At 61.5% G+C, this 19,519-nt stretch carries 12 protein-coding genes; 9 read left to right on the forward strand and 3 right to left on the reverse strand.

From position 1 onward, the window contains the following. From VGY55_07965 to VGY55_08005, 9 genes are all read left to right on the forward strand, one after another. Positions 1-3,600: a hypothetical protein gene (locus VGY55_07965; GenBank protein ID HEV2969910.1), complete on the forward strand. Its 3,600-nt coding sequence runs from the start codon at positions 1-3 to the stop codon at positions 3,598-3,600. 48 nt (positions 3,601-3,648) lie between these two features. Further along, a complete protein-coding gene (locus VGY55_07970; GenBank protein ID HEV2969911.1) occupies positions 3,649-4,485 on the forward strand; it encodes a hypothetical protein in 837 nt (278 codons plus the stop codon). Between the two features lie 145 nt (positions 4,486-4,630). After that, a complete protein-coding gene (locus VGY55_07975) occupies positions 4,631-5,665 on the forward strand; it encodes a prenyltransferase/squalene oxidase repeat-containing protein (protein ID HEV2969912.1) in 1,035 nt (344 codons plus the stop codon). Positions 5,666-5,741: 76 nt separating this feature from the next. After that, the gene (locus tag VGY55_07980; GenBank protein ID HEV2969913.1) at positions 5,742-7,016 is read left to right on the forward strand and encodes an NPCBM/NEW2 domain-containing protein; all 1,275 of its coding nucleotides are present in this window, start codon (positions 5,742-5,744) and stop codon (positions 7,014-7,016) included. Positions 7,017-7,125: 109 nt separating this feature from the next. Next, a complete protein-coding gene (locus tag VGY55_07985) occupies positions 7,126-7,590 on the forward strand; it encodes a GntR family transcriptional regulator (protein ID HEV2969914.1) in 465 nt (154 codons plus the stop codon). Positions 7,591-7,734: 144 nt separating this feature from the next. Continuing rightward, on the forward strand, positions 7,735-8,667 hold the full coding sequence (locus tag VGY55_07990; protein ID HEV2969915.1) for an ABC transporter ATP-binding protein: 933 nt from the start codon (positions 7,735-7,737) through the stop codon (positions 8,665-8,667). Continuing rightward, positions 8,664-10,109 carry a hypothetical protein gene (locus VGY55_07995; GenBank protein HEV2969916.1) on the forward strand — a complete coding sequence of 482 codons (1,446 nt, stop codon included), beginning with the start codon at positions 8,664-8,666 and terminating at the stop codon, positions 10,107-10,109. The genes VGY55_07990 and VGY55_07995 overlap by 4 nt, the downstream gene beginning before the upstream one ends. 216 nt (positions 10,110-10,325) lie before the next feature. After that, positions 10,326-11,708, forward strand: a complete 1,383-nt coding sequence (locus VGY55_08000; GenBank protein HEV2969917.1) for a hypothetical protein — start codon at positions 10,326-10,328, stop codon at positions 11,706-11,708. A gap of 931 nt (positions 11,709-12,639) precedes the next feature. Continuing rightward, positions 12,640-12,987, forward strand: a complete 348-nt coding sequence (locus tag VGY55_08005) for a P-II family nitrogen regulator (GenBank protein HEV2969918.1) — start codon at positions 12,640-12,642, stop codon at positions 12,985-12,987. A gap of 82 nt (positions 12,988-13,069) precedes the next feature. Here VGY55_08005 and VGY55_08010 read toward each other — a convergent pair whose 3' ends face one another. From VGY55_08010 to VGY55_08020, 3 genes are all read right to left on the reverse strand, one after another. Then, positions 13,070-14,413, reverse strand: coding sequence for a hypothetical protein (locus VGY55_08010; protein HEV2969919.1), 1,344 nt, complete (start codon positions 14,411-14,413; stop codon positions 13,070-13,072). 467 nt (positions 14,414-14,880) lie between these two features. Then, entirely contained in the window at positions 14,881-16,992 is a 2,112-nt protein-coding gene (locus VGY55_08015; protein HEV2969920.1) for an ABC transporter substrate-binding protein, read from the reverse strand. Continuing rightward, the gene (locus VGY55_08020) at positions 16,989-19,409 is read right to left on the reverse strand and encodes a PQQ-binding-like beta-propeller repeat protein (GenBank protein HEV2969921.1); all 2,421 of its coding nucleotides are present in this window, start codon (positions 19,407-19,409) and stop codon (positions 16,989-16,991) included. Before VGY55_08020 ends, VGY55_08015 begins: the two co-directional genes overlap by 4 nt. Positions 19,410-19,519 lie beyond the last annotated feature (110 nt).

The following is a 19,519-nucleotide window of genomic DNA, read 5'->3' on the forward strand; positions in this document are numbered from 1 at the left end:
ATGCCCCATCTGCTTCAAATCAAGCTCGCGGCGACACGCCGACGCGTTCGGCGATTGCTCCTCGTTTACGGCCTCAGCCGGATGGCGACCGTCGTCTTGCCGGCGCTGTTGCTGTTGGGCGGGATCGATTTCTGGCTGCGTTTTGAGGATCGTGGCGTGCGGGCAATCTGGTCACTCGCCGCCTTTGGCATCGCGGTGTGGGGATTTGTCCGCTTTATGTTGCCGGCGTTGCAGCGGCGTTTGGACGAGGTAGCGGTTGCCCAGCGGATCGAATCGAATCTCAGCGGATATGGCGACCAGCTTTCTAGCGCGATCGAGTTTCTCGGCGAGCGATCCGATGACCCCTTGGCCGGCAGCGCGGTGCTTCGCCGGGCCGCGGTGGCTCAGGCCGAGGCTCGCATCGGCCAGCTCGATTGGTCGGCCGCCGTCGATCGCCGGCCAGTCTTCCGCGCGGCGGCGTTGGCGGGCGCGATCGCGCTCCTTGCCGCCGCGACCTGCGCGCTCCGCCCCGCCGATTCGCTTCTGGCCGCCGTTCGATTGGTCAATCCGTTGGGAAGCACAGCTTGGCCCCCCTTCAACGATTTGACTTTCACTCACCGCGTCGAGCGGCTGGCCGTCGATCAGCCATTTGAGGTTGAATTGGTTGATCTCAATCGACATTTGCCCGACGACGTGCGGATCGAATACCGTACCACAAGCCAGTCCGGCGCCGAACAAGTCGAGCGCGAGAAGATGCAGCCCGTGGGCGACATGATGGTTGCCCGCAAGGAAAAGGTTGTGCAGTCGTTCGAATATCGGGCGGAAGGGGGCGACGATCACAAGATGGCGTGGATCCATGTCGATGTCGTTGAGCCGCCGCGAATCAAGTCGCTCGAGATCACGCTTCATCCGCCCGCTTACACCGGCCGGCCAGTTCAATCGGCGGAGCGGCGAATCGTCGCCTTGCGCGGCACGGCGGTTGAGATGCACGCAATCGCCACGAAGCCGCTTGTCTCGGCGGTGCTGCGCCAAAAGAATGGCCCCGACGTCGCGGCCCAGGTCACGGATGATGGCCGCGGATTCGTCCTTCGCCCCGATTTACCAGGTCAAACTGCCGGTTCCTCGCCGCCGACGGATTCTTCGGACAAAGATCCCGGCGGCGCCCGCGGCAAATCACGCGCTACGTCTTTAGTGATCGATAAATCCGGCCCATATTGGTTCGAGCTGCGCGATCGCGAAGGACTGGTCGCCGGGCCGGAAGACCGTTGGGAGATCCAGGCCATCACCGATCAGCCGCCCTCGATGGATTTCCAGCAGCCGAATGAAAACCTGCTGGTCACGGCCGGGGCGGTCGTGCCGATCAAGATCGTGGCCAAGGACGATTTGTCGATCCACACGATCGACCTCGTCTACACGCGCTCGGATCACACCGAGATCGGCGAAACGGCAATACGGCTCTTCACTGGACCAGACCGCGCGACCGCTTTCGCTGCTCCCGCCGCCGGCCGTTCGCTCGAAGGCGAGACCGATTCGATCGACTATCCATGGGAACTCGGGCCGCTCAAGCTCGCTCCCGGCGCGCATGTGCTGCTCACGGCAACGGCCTCCGATTATCTGCCGCAAACCGGCGCCAGCTTGCCCCGGCGACTGACGATTATCACGCCCGCGGAACTTGAAGATCATCTATCCCAGCGCGAGATGCTGATCTTCAATGAACTCTCCCGCATTCTAAAAATGCAACAAGCGGCGCGGATGGAAATTGGCACGCTGGAATCGACGTTCGACCATGTCGGGCGATTTCAAAAGAGCGACGTCGACCGGCTTCGCCGAAATGAATTGGACCAGCGGCAAATCCGCCGCTCGCTGGTCAGTCCGACCGAAGGAGCGCGGGCCCAGATCGTCGCGCTCTTGGGAGAACTCGCGAGCAATCGCGTCGCCAATCCGGAACTCCAGGGGCGAATGCAACGCTTCGCGGACGAAATCGCACGACTCGATCGAAACGAGTTGGCAGCCATCGAGCGCGAACTCACGGCAGCCGTGAAAGGCGCCGACGATCTCAAGGCACTCCCGTCGCACGCCTTGAGAGAGTCGCTGGCCGACGTGGGACGCACGCAAAGTGACGTTTCCGCGACACTCGAAGAGATGCTCGGCCATCTGGCCGAATGGAATAGCGTTCGCGGAATCGCGCGCGCGCTGGCCGACATCCGCCGCGATCAAACCATTCTGGAAAGCGACACTAAGGAATTGGCCGCCCGGACGCTGACCAAGGACCCTCAGGACTTGAGTCCAGCGGAGCAATCGGATTTGCGAAGAATCGCCGGCCGTCAACTCGACCTGGGGCGGCAGTTCGAGAAGATCGAGCAGCGGATGGGGCAGGTGGCCGAGCAGCTTAAGTCAACCGATCCGGCCTCCGCCGATTCGATCGCCGACGCCGCCCGCGCGGGGCGCGATGCGGGGATCGGCGGTTTAATGCGCGAAGCCGGCGAAATCATCGAGCAGAACCAAATCGGTCAGGCACTCGGTCGTCAGTCGTCCGCCGGTCGGGGATTGGACGAAATGCTCGACGTACTCTCCAATCGCCGCGAACGGGAACTATCACGTCTCGTGAAAAAATTGCGCGATGCCGAGCACACGTTGTCCGAACTGAAGACACAGCAGGAGGGGTTGCGGAATCAGATACAAGAGGCCGGCGGGAACCAGGACCAGACCGAGCGGCGAAAGGAGCTTGAGCGCCTCAGTCGGCGCGAGCGAGAGTTCCAGGATGAGGCCGATCGGCAGTCCCGCCAGCTTCAGCGGTTACAGGCCGACAAAGCTTCGAACAGCCTCGCGCGGGCGGCCGGGCAAATGGGCTCAGTCCGTAAAGCAGCCGCCAGCGGCGACCACGCCGCGGCCGATGATCACGCGGCAACCGTGAAGGAAGACCTTGACGACGCCCAGCAGCAATTGGCCGACGCCCGCCGCAAGGCCGAAAGCGATTTGGCCGACGAGCAATTGGCTCGATTGGATGACAATTTGAAGGGACTCGTTGATCGACAACGCCATGCGAACGACGAGACGGCCCGCTTGGAAAAGCTCCGCGCCGATCAGGGGCAATCGACGCGCGCCCAATCGCAGACGCTGCACGACCTATCGCGCGATCAGCGGGGCCTGGCCGATGAGACGGCCCAGTTGGGCGAGAAGTTGGCCGGGGCCGAGGCATTTCAATTCGTCCTCGACGCCGCTTCGCAAGAGATGACCAGCGTAGCCGATCGGTTGCAGGATCGCGACACCGGCTCCGCCACGCAACAATTGGAACAAGATGCGCTCTCGCGGTTAAAACAGTTGGTCGAGGCGATGAAGGAAGATAAGCCTGCCGGCGGCGATCCGCAGGCCGGGACGAGCGGCCAAGGGGGCAGCGGCGACCCAGCCAACAGCCAGCAAGGCAACACGATCCGCACGATGGCCGAACTGCGGTTGATTCGGCAGATGCAAGAGGATGTGAACCGCCGCACGCAGCGGCTCACCGAAGCGGTCGGCGATCGCCACGCCACGGACGATCAGCGTGCCGAGTTTTCACGCTTGGCGAAGGAACAAGGACGGTTGGCCGATTTGATGCTCGGTCTTAGTGGCGGCAAGCAATAGTCACAAGCCGCCGGTCGGTTGCTGCCTTGACATGGAATCGAGTTACGTATGCAAACCACTTCACGACAGATGACGATTTTGGCCGTGATGATCGGGCTGTTGCCGGCCGGTGTCGCGACCGCCGACACCGGCAAAACGAATGCGAACAATTCGCCGGCGCCGGCGAAGAGTTCGCTCGACGATGAATTGCTAAAGAGCCTCGACTCCAATCCGCTCGAAAAGCCCGCCGATCGGCCGAGCCTGCCGGCGAATAAACCGATTGACAAGCCATCGGGCGACACGGTCGAAAAGCCCACCGCCAAGCCACCGGCGAAAAAGTGGAAGTCTTTTGATCGTTTGGAGGAGGAATTGCGGAAGTCGCTCGGCGCCGACGATCTGGGCAGCGCCGGCGAAGATCTCGGCCAGAACCAACTCACGAAGATCATGCGTGAAATGCGCTCGGTCGAACAGCGATTAGCTCAGAGCGATTCGGATCCGACCACGCGGAAGCAGCAGGCGCAAATCGCGTCCGAATTGGCGGCGCTCGTCGATCAGTTGCAACAGCAGCGGGCCGCGCAGTGCAAATCCGGCTCGTGCGATAAGCCCGGCAGCTCCGGCTCGAAACCGGGTCAGCCGAAGCAGGCGGGTGGAAAATCCCCCGCCGCCGGCGCGTCGAACCGGCCGCCCCGCGACAGTTCCAAAGACAAACGCCCCAACCACAGCGATCGGCCCGATCCGCAGGCAACGCACGAATTGCTCGCAAAGATCTTGGATGGCCTATCGCTGCCGGCAAAAGACCGCGATCAAATGCTGCAAGCGTCCCCCGACGAGTTTCTCCCCAATTACGAATTCGCGATCAAGAAATACTTTGAGCGGCTGGTCGAGGAGGAAGGGGCTGGGGACTAGGGGCGAGGGGCGAGGGACTTTGACGCGAAGGACTAACATGCACTTACGATCATTGGACGATTCTGACCGGCGAGCAAGGTGCTCGGGCAAGCTCTCGCCTCTTGCCCCTCGTCCCTCGTCCCTTTCTCCCAGCCGCCGCCGTTTCTTGGCGCAAGCAGCGTTATGGGCGGCCGGATGCTGTGCTCTGCGGCCGGCCCTGAACCTCGCGCGCGATCGGGCGACGGATACGGAGAAATCCGGCGCGGAGATGATCACTCCGAAGACCGCCCAGGCGATCAAGAAGGGGCTCGATTACCTTGCCGCCCGCCAGCATGACGACGGCGCTTTCGGCAGCGGGTACGGCCGCAATGTGGCGGTTTGCGGACTGGCCGGGATGGCGCTGATCGCTTCGGGGAGCACGCCGGATCGAGGCCCATACGGCCAGCAGGTCGATCGCATCCTCGATTTCATTCTTGCCAATACGGCCGAAAGCGGCTTCATCGATGTCCCCTCCGCCGCGAGCCACGGCCCGATGTATGGCCACGGCTTCGCCACGCTCTTTCTCGCTGAATGCTACGGCATGACGCAGCGGGCCGACATCCGCGATAAGCTCACCAAAGCGGTTCAGCTCATCGTCAACACGCAAAACGATGAAGGGGGCTGGCGCTATCAGCCGGTCCGCAGCGAAGCCGATATTTCCGTCACCGTGTGCGAAGTCATGGCGCTGCGTGCGGCCCGCAACGCCGGCCTGTTCGTGCCCCGCGAGACGATGGCCAAGAGCATCCAATATGTCAAGAAATGCCAGAACGAGGACGGCGGTTTCATGTATATGCTCACCGGCACGCCCAGCGCCTTCCCGCGATCCGCCGCCGGAGTCGTGGCGCTCTATAGCGCCGGGATCTACGAAGGGCCGGAGATCGACAAAGGGCTCAACTACTTGATGGCCCAAATCCCCCGCGGCGACGATATCAGCCAGCCGAACAATCATTATTTCTACGGCCACTATTACGCCGTGCAGGCGATGTGGCACGCCGGGGGCGACTATTGGACCCGCTGGTATCCTGCCATTCGCGACTCGATCCTTAAGCTCCAGGCGGACGATGGCTCGTGGTTCGATGCCTATAGTCCCGAATATGGCGCCAGCATGGCGTGCATCATCCTCCAAATGCCGAACAATTATCTGCCGATTTTTCAGCGATGAGGCAGGAAGGGACTGGGGGCTCGGGGCTGGGGACGCGCGAGGCGGAGCATTGAGGTTTTGGCAAAGGTGCAAAGCGATGTCCGCAATTCGGATAATCATAGCCGCAATCGCAGGTTGCATCGTTTCCGTCGCGAGTGCGATTGGCGCGGAATTGCTGCCGTTTTCGGACGCAGTGCTGATCGAGGGCACTCCGTTTCGAGCGCGGTTGCAGTCGTTGAACGCCGACGGAATGGCGACTTGGACGCTGCCGAGCGGTGAGACGAGGAATCTCTCGTTAGCCGATCTTTGCTGGTGGGGCAATTGGGTTGGGACGCCCGCCCAGCCGCAACTGGTGCTGGTCGATGGCTCGGTTATCGTGGCCGATGTGACGAGCCTCAACAAGGAGAAGCTCTCGATCGGTTGGGGACTCGGCGGCGAATTGAAGCTGCCGCTGGAATGGGTCGGCGGAATCATCTTCGCACCGTCGGTCGATCGGCAGGAATCGGATCTGATGAGATTTCGGCTGCGTGGCGACGGCCATCCAGACGTGTCTGCTCACTCCCAACCCGCCTCCCAAAAAGAGAGAGTAGAAAACGCGCCAGACGGCGACCGACTGATCCTGCTTAACGGTGACGAGCTTCAGGGCGAGGTTTTGGCGCTCGATGAAAACGTGATTAAATTCCGCACGCTGGCCGGGGAGGTGAGCATCGGCAGGGAAAAGATCGCCGCGCTCCGGTTCAATCCATCTCTGGCCGCCAAGCCAAATTCAAAGGATGGGCAGATCTGGATTGGCTTTCAAGACGGCTCGCGGCTCTTGGCTTCAACGCTAACAATCGACCGCAGCCAGGCGAAGATCAAGCTACCTGCCGGCATCGAGTTCGACGTCTCAGCAGCCAAGATCAACGCGATCCAGCCGCTCGCCGGCCGGACCAAATATCTTTCCGATCTGAAACCATCAGGCTATCAGCACATTCCATTTCTCGACCTCGCGTGGCCCTATCATGCGGATCGCAACGTCGCCGGCTCGCAGCTTCGCGCCGGTGGAAGGCTCTATCTCAAGGGGCTGGGAATGCACAGCGCGGCTCGGCTGACCTATGATCTAACCAAGCCGTATCGCGCATTCAAGGCCGAGGTGGCCATCGACGATCAAACCGCCGGCCGCGGCAGCGCCCTGTTCCGCGCGTACACGAACGACGGCTCCGGCAAATGGCAGATCAAGTACGAAAGCCCGATCATTCGCGGCGGCGCGGCGCCGGCGCCCATTTCGGTCGATCTCACGGGCGCCAAGCGCCTCAGTCTGCTCGTCGATTTCGCCGACCACGGCGACGAGCAAGCCCACGCAGATTGGCTCAACGCGCGGCTCTTGCCCTGACTCGTACCTCATCGCCGGCGTTGCCATCGTCGGCGGGCGCAATCCTTGCTGTCGCACGGAGGGTGGCATTTGCCGCTGGCGACGACGCTTCTGGGCCTCGCGCTTTTTCTTGCTTGACATCGCCGACGAAATCGTTATGCTGTACTATTACCGTAGTGCAGCAGTGGAGGCGACGATGTTCTTTCAAATCGATCCTCACAATGGTCTGGCCATTTACGATCAGATCGTGCGGCAGATCAAATTCGCCGTGGCCTCGGGCGTATTGAAATCGGGCGAGATGATCCAATCCGTTCGCGAATTGGCCCGCGAGCTGGCCATAAATCCCAACACGATCGCCCGCGCCTACCGGCAACTTCAGGACGACGGAGTCTTGCAACCGGTCCGCGGAACCGGGCTGGAAGTCACCATCGGCGCCGGGGAACGTTGCCGAAGCGAGCGGCTCAAGCTCATCCGCGCCCGCTTGCGCCAAGTGCTCACCGAAGCCAAACAAAGCCGTCTCGATCCGCACGGCCTGCGCGAACTCGTCGAGAAGGAAATGCGCATGATTGAAAGAGAATCAAATTCGGGTTTATGAGGAAGCCAGGAAGGCAGGAGAGGGAGTTGTTCTTTATCCTCCTGCCTTCCTGGTCTCCTCATAAAAACTCGTTCGGTTTCAGCCGGAGGCCGTCGCGCATCTCGTCAGGTGTGCAGTGCAAATCCATATCATCGGAACCTGAACATGGAACCTGTCATTCGGTTGCAAAACGTCACGAAGCGTTACGGTTCGCAAACGGCGCTCGACCGTGTGAACCTCGAAGTATCTCCGGGAGTGGTCTGCGCCTTGCTGGGCGAGAACGGCGCCGGCAAGACCACGGCCATTCGGATACTTCTCGGGCTGACCGACCCCGACGCAGGGCAGGCCACCGTGCTGGGGATCGACAGCACGCGGCACGGCCGGGAAGTTCGCGGCCGCGTGGGCTACGTGCCGGAACGCCCCACGCTTTACGAATGGATGACGGTCAGCGAAATCGGCTGGTTCACCGCCGGCTTCTACGGCAGCGGATTCTTCGAGCGCTATTTGCACCTGGCCGCCGATTATCAACTGCCGCTCAAGCGGAAGATCAAGGGGCTGTCGAAGGGGATGCGGGCCAAGGTTTCGCTCGCGTTGGCCCAGGCGCACGAGCCGGAATTGCTGATTCTCGACGAGCCGACCTCGGGGCTGGATACGCTAGTGCGGCGCGAGTTTCTGGAAGGGATGGTGGATATCGCGGCGGCCGGGCGCACGGTGCTCTTGTCCAGCCATCAGATCGGCGAGGTGGAAAGAGTGGCGGACATCGTAGCGATCCTGCGGGCGGGGAAGCTGCTGTTGGTCGAGCGGCTCGAAAACCTCAAGGACCAGATTCGCGAATTGAACGTCACGCTCGCGGAAAACGCCTCGGACCTGCCGCCGCTCGCCGGCCAAATCCTGTCGCAGCGGAGGCATCGCCAGCAGTGGCAAGTGCTCGTGCGCGGGATGAGCGAAGCGAGCCTAACCGCGCTGCAAGGCCAAAGCGGCGTGGAGGAACTGCGAATCCGCACTCCGAGCTTGGAAGAGATTTTCGTCGCGTACCTGAAGTCTTCGGAACCGACGGCAAGCGGCGCGAGCGCCGCGCAGGAGGTGGTTGCGCCATGAACGCCACAATGTTCCTGCGACTCATGTGGAAAGAATACCGGGCGGTCCGACTCTTCTGGCTATCGGTCATCGTGCTAGTGGGATTAATCCAATGGCTGGCGGTGCTGTTTTCGCAGCAACACGCCGAAACTTTGAAAATCGTCTTCAACTTCGCCCTGGGAGCGCCGGCGTTCTTTGCGATCGGCTGCGCAGGCGCGGCATTTGCCGCGGAGCGTGAAGAGGGGACGTTCGATTTCCTCCGCGCCTCGCCGGTTGCTTCGGTTGACGTGCTGGCCAGCAAATTGACCCTAGTGGCGCTTGCCACGGCGGCCATGTATTTCGCGCTTTTGCCCCTGGCCCAGTTCATTACCGGCGCTCGTCTGCCGGATGTCGTGGAGTGGCGGGGCATGTTGGGGCTGTGGCTGGTCGCGGCTGTGGAAGCGATCGTTTGGGGCACGCTCTTCTCATTGCTCGGCGCGCGGCCGCTCCTGGCGGTCGTGCTGGCGTTGGTCGCGGCTTCGACCTGTGCCCACACATTGGCGTGGACGCAGAGGGAGATGCCGAATCTCACGTTTGAATGGCCGGCTTATCTTCGGGCCGCTCCGTGGCGCGGATTGCTCGCCCTGGTCGTATTGAGCGCGGATGTTTATGTCGGCTTGCGCTGGTTGGACGGAGAGAGCCGACGAAAAAAGAAACGCGCGTCGTCACGTCGGAGAATGACGGCGACCGACTCTACACTGCCGACAGCCCTCACCCCGGCCCTCTCCCAAGGGGAGAGGGAGAAGGACTTGCGGCCGCTGCTTGCAAAGCGGGATTGCAGCGCCATGCTGGGCCATCTGCTCTGGCAGCATTGGCGACAGTCGTGGCGCTTGATGCTGACGATGGGGATCCTCTGCCCACCCTTGTCGTTGCTCGGAATTAGCATGACCGACTCGAATCACCACAGGGCAGTTTGGCCGATTGCAGTTTTTGCAACGCTGATGGGTGCCATGGTTTTCTTACCCGATCAAGAGCAGCGTCGGTATCGTTTCTTCGCCGAGCACAACGTGCCGCCGCGGCTGGTCTGGCTCGCTCGACAAGTCCCCTGGCTCGTCACGTTGTTGATCTCAATTTCGGTGCTGTGCCTTGTGTGGCTGTTCGTTCTCGGCGACGGCAGCGAGTTGTTGCGAGTGATCGAAACCGTCACCAATCGCCAACGATTGGAAAACTATGGCTACTATGGCGGCGACTTACCGCCAGAAGGCTTGGCAATCGCCGTCGCTATTGTCGCCTATGCCGCGGGTCAATGGGTTTCGACCCTCGTGCGAAGTGGCATCATGGCGGGGTTCTTGGCGCTGCTCTTTAGCGGCGTACTTTGCGGCTGGATCACGTTGATGCACGCGATGCAAGTTAGTTTCCTCTGGTCGGTTTGGCCGATTCCGCTAGTTCTGCTCTGGGGCACATGGCTGCGCGCGCCAGATTGAATCGGGGAAAACAAACGCTGGAGCGCCCGAAGCCGGCTGGCGGCTGCCTTGCTAGTCCCCGCCATTCCGCTCTTGATCGCGGTGCCCTTGTATCGAGTTCATCAAGTGCCGATCGTTTCGCCCGGATTCGATCCTGCACCGTATGAAGCAGAAATCAAAGTAAATCTCGCTGCGGGCACTGTCACGGCGGACTTGTATCGCCGGGCGAGTGATTTGATGAGGTCACATCCGCGCTACACCGAAGCCGCGGATTCTGCTTCAAATTGGAATGAACGCGAGTTCTCGCGGCCACCCATTCAAGCCGACCAGCAATGGCTTAGAGACAACTCGGCCGCCCTGGCTCTGCTATTGGAAGCCAGCGAGCGGCCGATTTGCATGTTCGGCGATCCACGGAAAGAAAACAATTGGCCAAATTTCCATGACAACCAGGGCGCACAATGGCCGCCGGACTTAATGCTGGTCAGCGCGCGGCAGTTGGAGGGCGAGGGCAAGCTGGACGCGGCGCTTGACCGCTACTTTGCGACGCTGCAAGTTGCTTCACACTTGGGCGAGGTTGGGGGTAGCGATAGTTTTCCGGAGTTATTCCGCCAATTTGCGTATTGGGGGGCGCAGCCAGGGCAAACGCGCGAGCGGATTGGCGGCGCCCTGAAACGGTTGCAAGCGATCGATCCGCAAATTCTGCGGTTGGACGAATGCATAAAATCGGACTACATCCTTGGCCACCGCATGGCGTTTGGCAATCCAGCGGCGATGTGGAGGATCAATCGCTACTTCGTTGACACGGACGTTCTTTGGCTGAAGTTGATGCCGTGGGAATCGGACCGGGCGGTCCGCGTGCTGAATCTACTGTCGCAAACGGCACTTGAGCGATTGCAAGAGATGCGTTTGGCCCTCGATCGAAGCGCCAAGGGGAACATTGAGTATAGCGACAGCGGAAATATCGAAGGCGCCGTTCGCAACTTCTGTCTAGATCGAAATTATTACGCGATCCCAAATGGATTTTTCGAAACCAGGCTTAAATCCGACTGGGAAAGAGCTGCGAGCAAAAAGGCCGAATGGCTCGAGACAACCGTGCCAGATTTAAGAGGCATGGGCTACGCCGGCTTCGAGGTTGCCAATAATCTAGCGGCGTTCGAAACGCAGCGGCGGGCCGTAATGATCGTTCTGGCGCTGGAATCCTATCGGCTCGATCACGGCGAGCTGCCAAATTCGCTTGGCGAGCTCAAGGGACAATACCTCGCCGCCGTGCCGCTCGATCCATACTCGGGGATGGAATTCCAGTATTTTCGAACTGGATTGCCGGCCCCGGAGACCGAAATCGACAACAATGGATTCCGTCGGGCTCGACACGACGAATTGGGCTGGCCAGGAGGGCCGATTGAATACGGTGTGCCGGCAGTTTGGAGTACGGGGCCTCAATTGGTGCCCGCAACTTATCTTCCCACTCGGCCGGACGGCACCGCTGCGGAAAATCGCGAAAAATCCCAAATTATCGTCGGCTATTCACTCGGCTGGGGCCGAGCTTGGCGCGCCTTATCAAAGTCGGACGCCTGGGAATATGGATATTGGTTTGGTGTTCCCTACAACCGTTCGAAGTGAGAGGACTTGGCAGTTGCTTGTAAAGGTCCGAATTTCTGGCCTTCACAAGTCTGCCCGCTTTCGCATCGTCGGCTGCATTGGAAGCGGGCAAGGACGGCTGGCTGATTCACTCCAATCGCGCGTCGCGGCATGGTGCTATTTTTCGTAAGTCTAGCCTGATTAAGCCGGTTGCGATGGGCGGCAGGCCTCGTTGACGGCCGCTGGCACAGTGATTGCTATCTCATCGGCCGTCAATCGGACTGCGGCACCAAAAACAAGTCGCATAATCGGAGAGCTGAAAGCCACGAATCACCCTTGGATGCCATTCGCGTCCGGTGATCGAGCGACTGCGAGATTGGGCGGGTCGGGCCGGCGGTCGGCTCCCTCGCAGCGACAAACGAAATCTTGGAAACGCGTGTGCGGGTGTGTCGCAAGTTGTGTACGGGAGAGAGTTGGGCGTCTCCCGCTGGGTCGGTGGGTGGGATGGTCTGGCCTGGAGCAACTTGCGACACACCATTTTTCTTTGGCTTTCCCTCGAGCGCCATGCAGTTCGCCACGAGCGCGCAAGGAACTTCGCCACGAGAACTTCGGTCCTTGCCTGGGCCAGAAGGATGCCCCAACGGCTTGGGTGGGTGTTCCGCCTAGCTCACCCAGGCCGGGGCGTTTTTTCGGAAGTCGGAGGTCGGAAGCCAGAAGTCGGCGCGGCGACTTGACCTGTCATCAGATCTCTGACCTCCGACTTCCGACCTCTCACCCAAAGTTCCGAGCGGATTTGTCGGCGGGCGACGACTTCATGCAAACCTCTTGAGCCGCGGCCCCTGCTCGACTACGATCTAAAAGGCAACCCAAGAACCGCCGAAGGAGAAGGGGACAGTCCCCTTTTTTTCCGAAGACTCCACAAAAGGGGACAGTCCCCGGCGGTTCTTGACCCAGGCACGGAGCGTTGCGACCGATGAAGCTGATAATCGCCATCATTCAGCCCAGCCGCCTCGAGGCGGTCAAGGCCGCTCTGACCGAGGTCGAGGTGTTCCGCCTCACCATCATGGACGTGCAAGGCTTCGGCCGCCAGAAGGGGCATACCGAGGTTTATCGCGGGCACGAGATTTCCGTCAATCTGCTACGGAAAGTGCAACTTCAGATCGCGGTGAACGAGGAATTCGTCGAGCCGACGATCAACGCGATCATCAAAGGGGGCCGCACCGGCAAGGCCGGCGAGATCGGCGACGGCAAAATCTTCGTCCTCCCGCTGGAAGACTGCATCCGCATCCGCACCGGCGAACGGGGCGGCGAAGCGATTTAGAAAAAGGGGACATTCTACTTTTTAGCTTTGCGGCTCGACTTGCTACGGGCCGTCGCGTAAAAAGTAGAATGTCCCCTTTTTTCTACCGCGAGCGCAGCGAGGTTAGCACGCCCTGCAATCGGGCAACGACTTGCGAATCGATGAGATGCTTCGTCGCCAGCGGCTTGATTTCTTCCAGACGCTTGTCGAGCCAGGCTGCCGCGGCCGCATCGGAGGCCGCGGTTGGGAGGGCCGCTCGGCGGTCGTCGATCGATTTCAGAAATGATTCCGAGGTCTTCAGAGTTTTCAGCGTTCCGAGCGTCCGCTCTGCCTCATCAAGGTCGCCGCGAACGAGCTGCCGCTGGAAACGGGCTTCGAGGACCGTTTGTTGGGCCACGAGGTCGATCAGTTCTTCGCCGAGCCGGGCCACCAACTCGCCGGTCTCCAGCCGCCGCCCATTGTCTTGCACCTCGACGACGACGCGCTTTTCGACTCCCGGGGCCAGCGGAAACCGGGCTAACAATTCGCCCCCGCTGCGGACCGACACCATTTCCAATTCAATTCCACTCGCCGCTTCGATCTTGATTGCTCCTCGTTCGTCGGTGCGGCCGAGCGGATGGGGCGTCTTCTCGATCGGACTCTGCCCGAAGACTTCCAAGTCCTCGAGCGGGATTCCGTCCGGCCCGCGAGCTTTGATCATGAGTTCCGTCGACGAATTCGTGGGAGCGGCCGTGCGGATTCCCAGATACTCGGTTCGCCCGTCGTATTTGAGTTCCAACGGGTCCTCGACACCTGTGAACAGCCGGCACTTTGCCGTCGCGCCGGTCACATCTTCGACATTCAGCAACGTCCAAGCCACCGGGAAGACACCGTCGCCGAGGGTGCGCCCGTTTCTGTCGAAATGCCGGGTGATCGGCCGCAGGGCCATTCCCGGAGAGACCAGCTCGAGCCGCCGCATGGCCGGCGGCAAGTCGCCGCCGCGGACGCGAGCGGTCACGGTCCCCTGCTCGGAAATCTCGTCGATTCGCACGAGCGGCCGAAACGCTTTCCACAACGCCCGCAATGCCTCTTGGGCGAAGTCGCTTCCCGGCCGCGGCACTTCGACATACGCCGGCCCCCAAATCCTTGTGCGCACGTCGAACTCGCGGACTTGAAATTGATGCCGTCCACTCCCGGGTGATAGAATCCCAAGCAGCATCACCTTGTCGTGGTCGAGCGCCGCTTGCGGGATCGAGTCCGTTGCAACGCTTTCGATCTCGCTGGCAGTATTCCATTTCAGTTCGGGCGGCGCGTCGACGACTTTTAACTGCCAGAGGCCGCCGATCAGCGATTGCGACTGACTCCGGATCTCGGTCAACAGGTTCGCCCGCCGGTCCGTTCTCCATTCGGGGGCCGGATCGAGTAATACGTAGACCAGAATCCGATACGGCGAATTCTCCCAACTCACCGGTCGCGCTGTCGCTGAAGCCGTTGACTCGGTAGCCGGCGGCGACGTTGCAGTCGCATCGGACGCAGAAACGATCCGCGCGCCAAATAGCACACAACTGAGTAATGCCGCCGAGCACGCGGCACGAACGGTTAGTACACCTAATAAACGCGGCCGGGCAAACAGTCTTCGGCCTGAAAGGCCGGCGTAGCCCAGCCCGGGGTGCAGCGACGTTCTCCACAAGGAGAATTGAGCGGAACCCTGGGACAGCCACCCTCCCTCGCGGGCTCGCGGCCTGAAAGGCCGCCGGAGAGAACGCACCCCAACGGCGCGCTTGGTGAGATTGATGGCGGAGTTCCATCGCCCTTTCAGGGCTAGGAGCGCTTTGGGGATCGCAAACCCAGGGTTTCGTTCGCCCGTCCTAACGGACGATCTCACTTCACCCTGGGCTGGGCTCCGGCGGTCTTTCAGACCTAATCTGATTCTGCTCATTCGTTGGATCCCGCCGTGGTCAGGCTCCACTGCTCGATATTCTGATACAGCGTAAGGGGACGCCCGCCGATACCTTCTAATCCACGCTGGTACGCCGCGTAGTTGCTCAGTCGCCAGAGCGGAATCGCGAGCGCTTGCTCGCGGATTATTTCCTCGAGTTGCCCAGTGCGCTCGCCCGCTCGGTCCGGTCGGGCGGCGAGAGCGTCTCGGAGTCGCCGCTCGACGAGTGGACCGGCGTCGCCCCCCAGCCCTCGCCGACCGATGAGCCGGGGCAATTCGGCGAGCGGATCCAGCGGCGTCCATTCGACGTAAATCAAATCCGCATCGCTCGAACCAGCAGACATATCGCCGGCGGACATCTCTTTGAGTTTCAGCGACATGCCGGCCGCCCTCAATTCCTGGCCGATCGCCTGACACGCCAGTCGAGCTACTTCGTCGGCTGGATGCGCCAAAGTCAGCTCGGTGGAAGGAATCGCCGTTCGGTCGCCGCTCCCATGAGCGCTCTCAGTGAATTGCGCAAGCGAGAGTCCGGCCAGCAGCTTGGCCGCGCCCGGATCGAAACGAAGCTCGGCCGATCCGTCAGCGGCGGCGGACCCAGGTCCTGCGATCAGCCGGTCGGTCAGTTCGCAGCCAGCCTGCAACTTTCCGCGCGAAAGCTGGTCGATGAGAATTCCCGACCGGTCCATCGCATGCGCAACCGCGCGACGAAAGGTCGGATCGTTCATCAGTGGTCGCCGCAGGTTCGGCACCAGGACGTGCAGGCTCGTTACCATGTATGGCTGAACGACGAAACGTTCGGAGTTTGCCAGCGCGGCCGCATCCCAGGGACCGATTCGATCCACGGCGGTGATTTCGCCGCGCCGCAGCGCGCGTAGGGCCGAGGCCACGTCGGGAAAGCGCCGCTCGACGATCTGCTTCGGCTGCTTTCCTCCGGCGGCGAAATAGCCCTCGACCGCGGCAAAACGAATCTCGTTGGAGTTCGCCGATTCCACTCGATACGGACCATGAGCGTTCGCGCCAGCGTCGGTTGGCTCAGAGCCTATCCGAGAACCGCCCGCGGAGAGGGGGACAGTCCCCTTTTGTTCCGAGGACTCCGCAAAAGGGGACAGTCCCCGGCGGATCTCGGATTGGCTCTTAGCATGGGCGTTCGATTCGAACAGCAATCGACGGTCGCGTCGCCCTTCCCAAGAGTCGGTCGCCGCGATGCCGGGAGGCGGAAGCGACGTCACTCCAACGACCACTTCCGGATATTGGCTTTGGATCGCCTGGACGAGTTCTTTTCCCCCGGCGACTTCCGGCCATGCGGAGAGCGCTTGCCGCATGGTTCGGCTGGCCTCGGAGAATTGCCTGGCCGCGACCTGTTCCCGCGCTTTGGCCACGAGCGCGGCAGCTTTGCCGTGTAGTTTCTCATCCCAAGTCGCCGCCAAAGGCTGAGCGCGGTCCTTGAGGCGATCGGTCGCTTCGCGCAGCAGACCCCGCGCGGCGGTATAGTCTTCCTCCGCAAACCGGCGATCGATCAGCTTTGCCAACAGCCGCAGAATGCCGGTCGAGGCTCCGGAAAACTCTGGAACGCGGGAATGCAGCTCCCACAATAGGGCCAGCGCCTCTTCGTATTTCTCTTGCTGGAAGGCTTCTTTTGTCCCGGCCATGAGGAACTTGTTATACGACTCAGCCAGTCCGGCCATCGTCGGAAAGCGATGCTCGAGAAACTCGTAGAACGGGTAGGCATCGTCAAGCTTCTTGGACTCGACAAGCGCTTCCGCCTCATCGAGAACTCGCTGTTCGAACAACTTGACCTCGACGACATGCTCCCAAGCGACCTTGTAGACCTTTCGCGGCCGATCCAAGAGATGAATCTCCAATTCGTCGCTGGGATCCGGCTTGGCGGGAATTAAGCGTCCGGGAAGATCGAGCAGGCGAACCTTCAATTCGACGTTCCGATTGGCCGCGTCGAGCTTGATCGTGTCGTAGGGCTGTTGTTGATAAAAGGGTGCGTCGTCGGCTCGCGCGAATGGAATGCTGAGCGATGCGAACCAGATCGCCAGAACCGACGGCGTGACGAGAAGCCGCCCGGGGCAAAGGATGAATTGGATGCAGTGCCGCTTCATGGAAATGCAATGAATAAGAGACTACCATCGGCGGCGACAACCACGAGGCGTTTGTCAAACAGCGTCGGCCCGCTCGCCAGCGGTTGGCCAACGTCGAGTTTACCTTTTTCGACACCAGTCTCGCGATCGACTCGCCAAATCGTGCCGGTCGCCGACGCTAGGACTAGTTCGCTGCCGCGCACGAGTGGCTCGCCTATCGGCGGACCATCGGGAAGCGACTTTTTCCAGCGCAATTCGCCTTTGGCGTCGGAACAAAGCAATTCCCGATCTGTGGCCGAAAGTACGGTATCGCCGTCGTGAATCGGTCCCCAGAGTGCGCGGACGCCCAGCGGCCAGCTCTTCGCCGACATCGGAACTTCCGGTGGCACGGGCGCTTCGAGCAATGACGGCGGCGCCGAATCGGACGCGATTAGCGAGGCCATGTGCAACACTTGTGGGTTCGAGGGAACGGTCGCGAGGTCGATTTCGCCAATCAACGGATGGCTCACGCGCAAAGCCTTCCCATCGGCCTCGACCAGCGGAGGATTCATCAGCCGGGCGCCAAGCGCCGTCTCCCACTTCGATTCGCCGGTCTGCGGATCAAGCGCCGTCACCCAAACGCCCGGCAGATCGTGGCGCGTTCTGGCGACGATCAAGAGATTCCCGCCGAGCGCGGGAGATTGAATGATCGGGTCTCCGGCAAACCGCTGCCAAACAAGACGCGGCGCGCCTCCGCCGGCCGCGAGTTCGTAGTTCGCAATCCCATTTCCGCCGAGCCAAATCCGGCTGCCTTGGGCCGTAAGAAACCGCGGCTGCGGTGGGCCGTCAGCCGGCGGCAATTCGGCGATCTTGGAGAGCGGGCCATTCGCGGCGCCGCTGGTCGCGAGCGCGGCCAGCGCGCCCCGGTCGGTTGCCACAATCAGTCGGCCGGCTTCGACAATCGGCGGCACATTCACCTGACCCGGGAGCGAGATTGATTGCAGCGATTTGATCTCGCCCGCCGCACCGCCGAGCGCGAAAATCCGCAGAACGCTGTTTTCCCAATCTTCGCGCTGGATCACCGCCAGGCTGTCCGCGATCCATACCGGGGCAATGGCCATCGAGTTCGCCTCGTCAGTGAACTTCTCCGCGGCTCTCGGATGGAGGTCTTTCGCGGCCAGAATGAAAAGGTTGCCACGATGCGACACGAGCGCGATCTTTCTTCCGTCGGCCGAGACGGCTGGCGGGGAGCGGAATCGTTCAGCGAATTCGGCCGACCGCAGGATGGCGCCCGACTCCAAATCGAGCGCGACTAGCCGCCCCGACTGGGTTGTAGCGAACACGCTGCCGCCCGAGATCACGGGCGGTCCGGCGAGCGGTCCGCCGATTGGCTGTCGCCAGCGAAGTTTTGCCGCGCTAGCGCTCACCCGCGCGATTTCTTGATGCACGGCGTCGACGACGATGAAGTTCTCGCCTTTCGAGGAATCGATCGTCAAGGGCAAGTTGCTGTCATATCCGAGAAACCGCCGGCCGAGCAGCGTCCCGTCGGCCTTGCCCAACCAGTGCGCGGTTCCCTCGCTGAAAATCGCCACTGCCGCTCCGTCAGCGCCGCCGGCGGGCTGCGCCACGGCCAGCGAGCCCGACGCCAATTTGTCGTTACGTGCCGCGTACACGATCGTCGAAACGACCGGGGTCGCGCGCGGCTCCGTCTGGGCTTGGTGCTGCTCGCGATCGACTCTGGTGAACTTCGCTTCGCCTTCGACTAATTCCTGATCGAGCGACTCGACCATCGCGTCGGACCGCAGCTCGGGGAAACCTTCGCAGAGCTGGTCGCGGCGGGCAAACGCGGCCGCAATCCGACCGGCGGCAATCGACGAACGGATCTCCGCGGCGGCATTTTCGAGTTCGGTGTCGCGATCGACCGCCCGAGCGAGCCCGGCGATGTCGTCCGCCGTCGCTTGCAGGAGTGCCCACGGCTTCTGCGAGTCGGGCGTGTAGCGTGGATCCTTGGCCAGCGTCAATCCCTCAAGGGCCGCTTGCGCCTGTCGGCGGCGCTGATCGAGCGGACCTTTGGCGCCGTCCTTGGCTTGCCTTGCCAGACCCGCCACCAACTGCGAGAGGATCTTGCCGATAGCATCGCGCACTTTGGCGAAATCCGGCAGTTCGACGATCCTGGGCAAAATGTCGCGGGCCACGGCCAACGCCTGCTCCCAGTTGGTCTTCGCCGCGACGGTCTGCCGCAGCCGGGCGGTCTCGCGATAAACCAGGGCGGTCCCCGAGCGGGGATGATTCGGAAACGAATCTAGAAACGCATTGAGCCTGTTGATCGCATCACGATCCATTCCGGCGGCGAAATCCTTCTCGGCGAGAAGCCACTCTGTGTCGCCATTGGTGTGGAGGACCGCGATCAGCGCGGTGGCAGTCACGAACAAGAGAACGCCACTGACGCTTGCAGCCATCCAGATTCTATGGGGCGCTTTCGAGCGTCGTCTGCCGGCCAGCGCGACCGAACTGCTTTGCGACTCCGAACGTGACTCACCCTCCGCCAATAAATCATCCAGGAACGCAT

The sequence above is a fragment of the Pirellulales bacterium genome (assembly GCA_035939775.1).
GTDB lineage: Bacteria > Planctomycetota > Planctomycetia > Pirellulales > DATAWG01 > DASZFO01.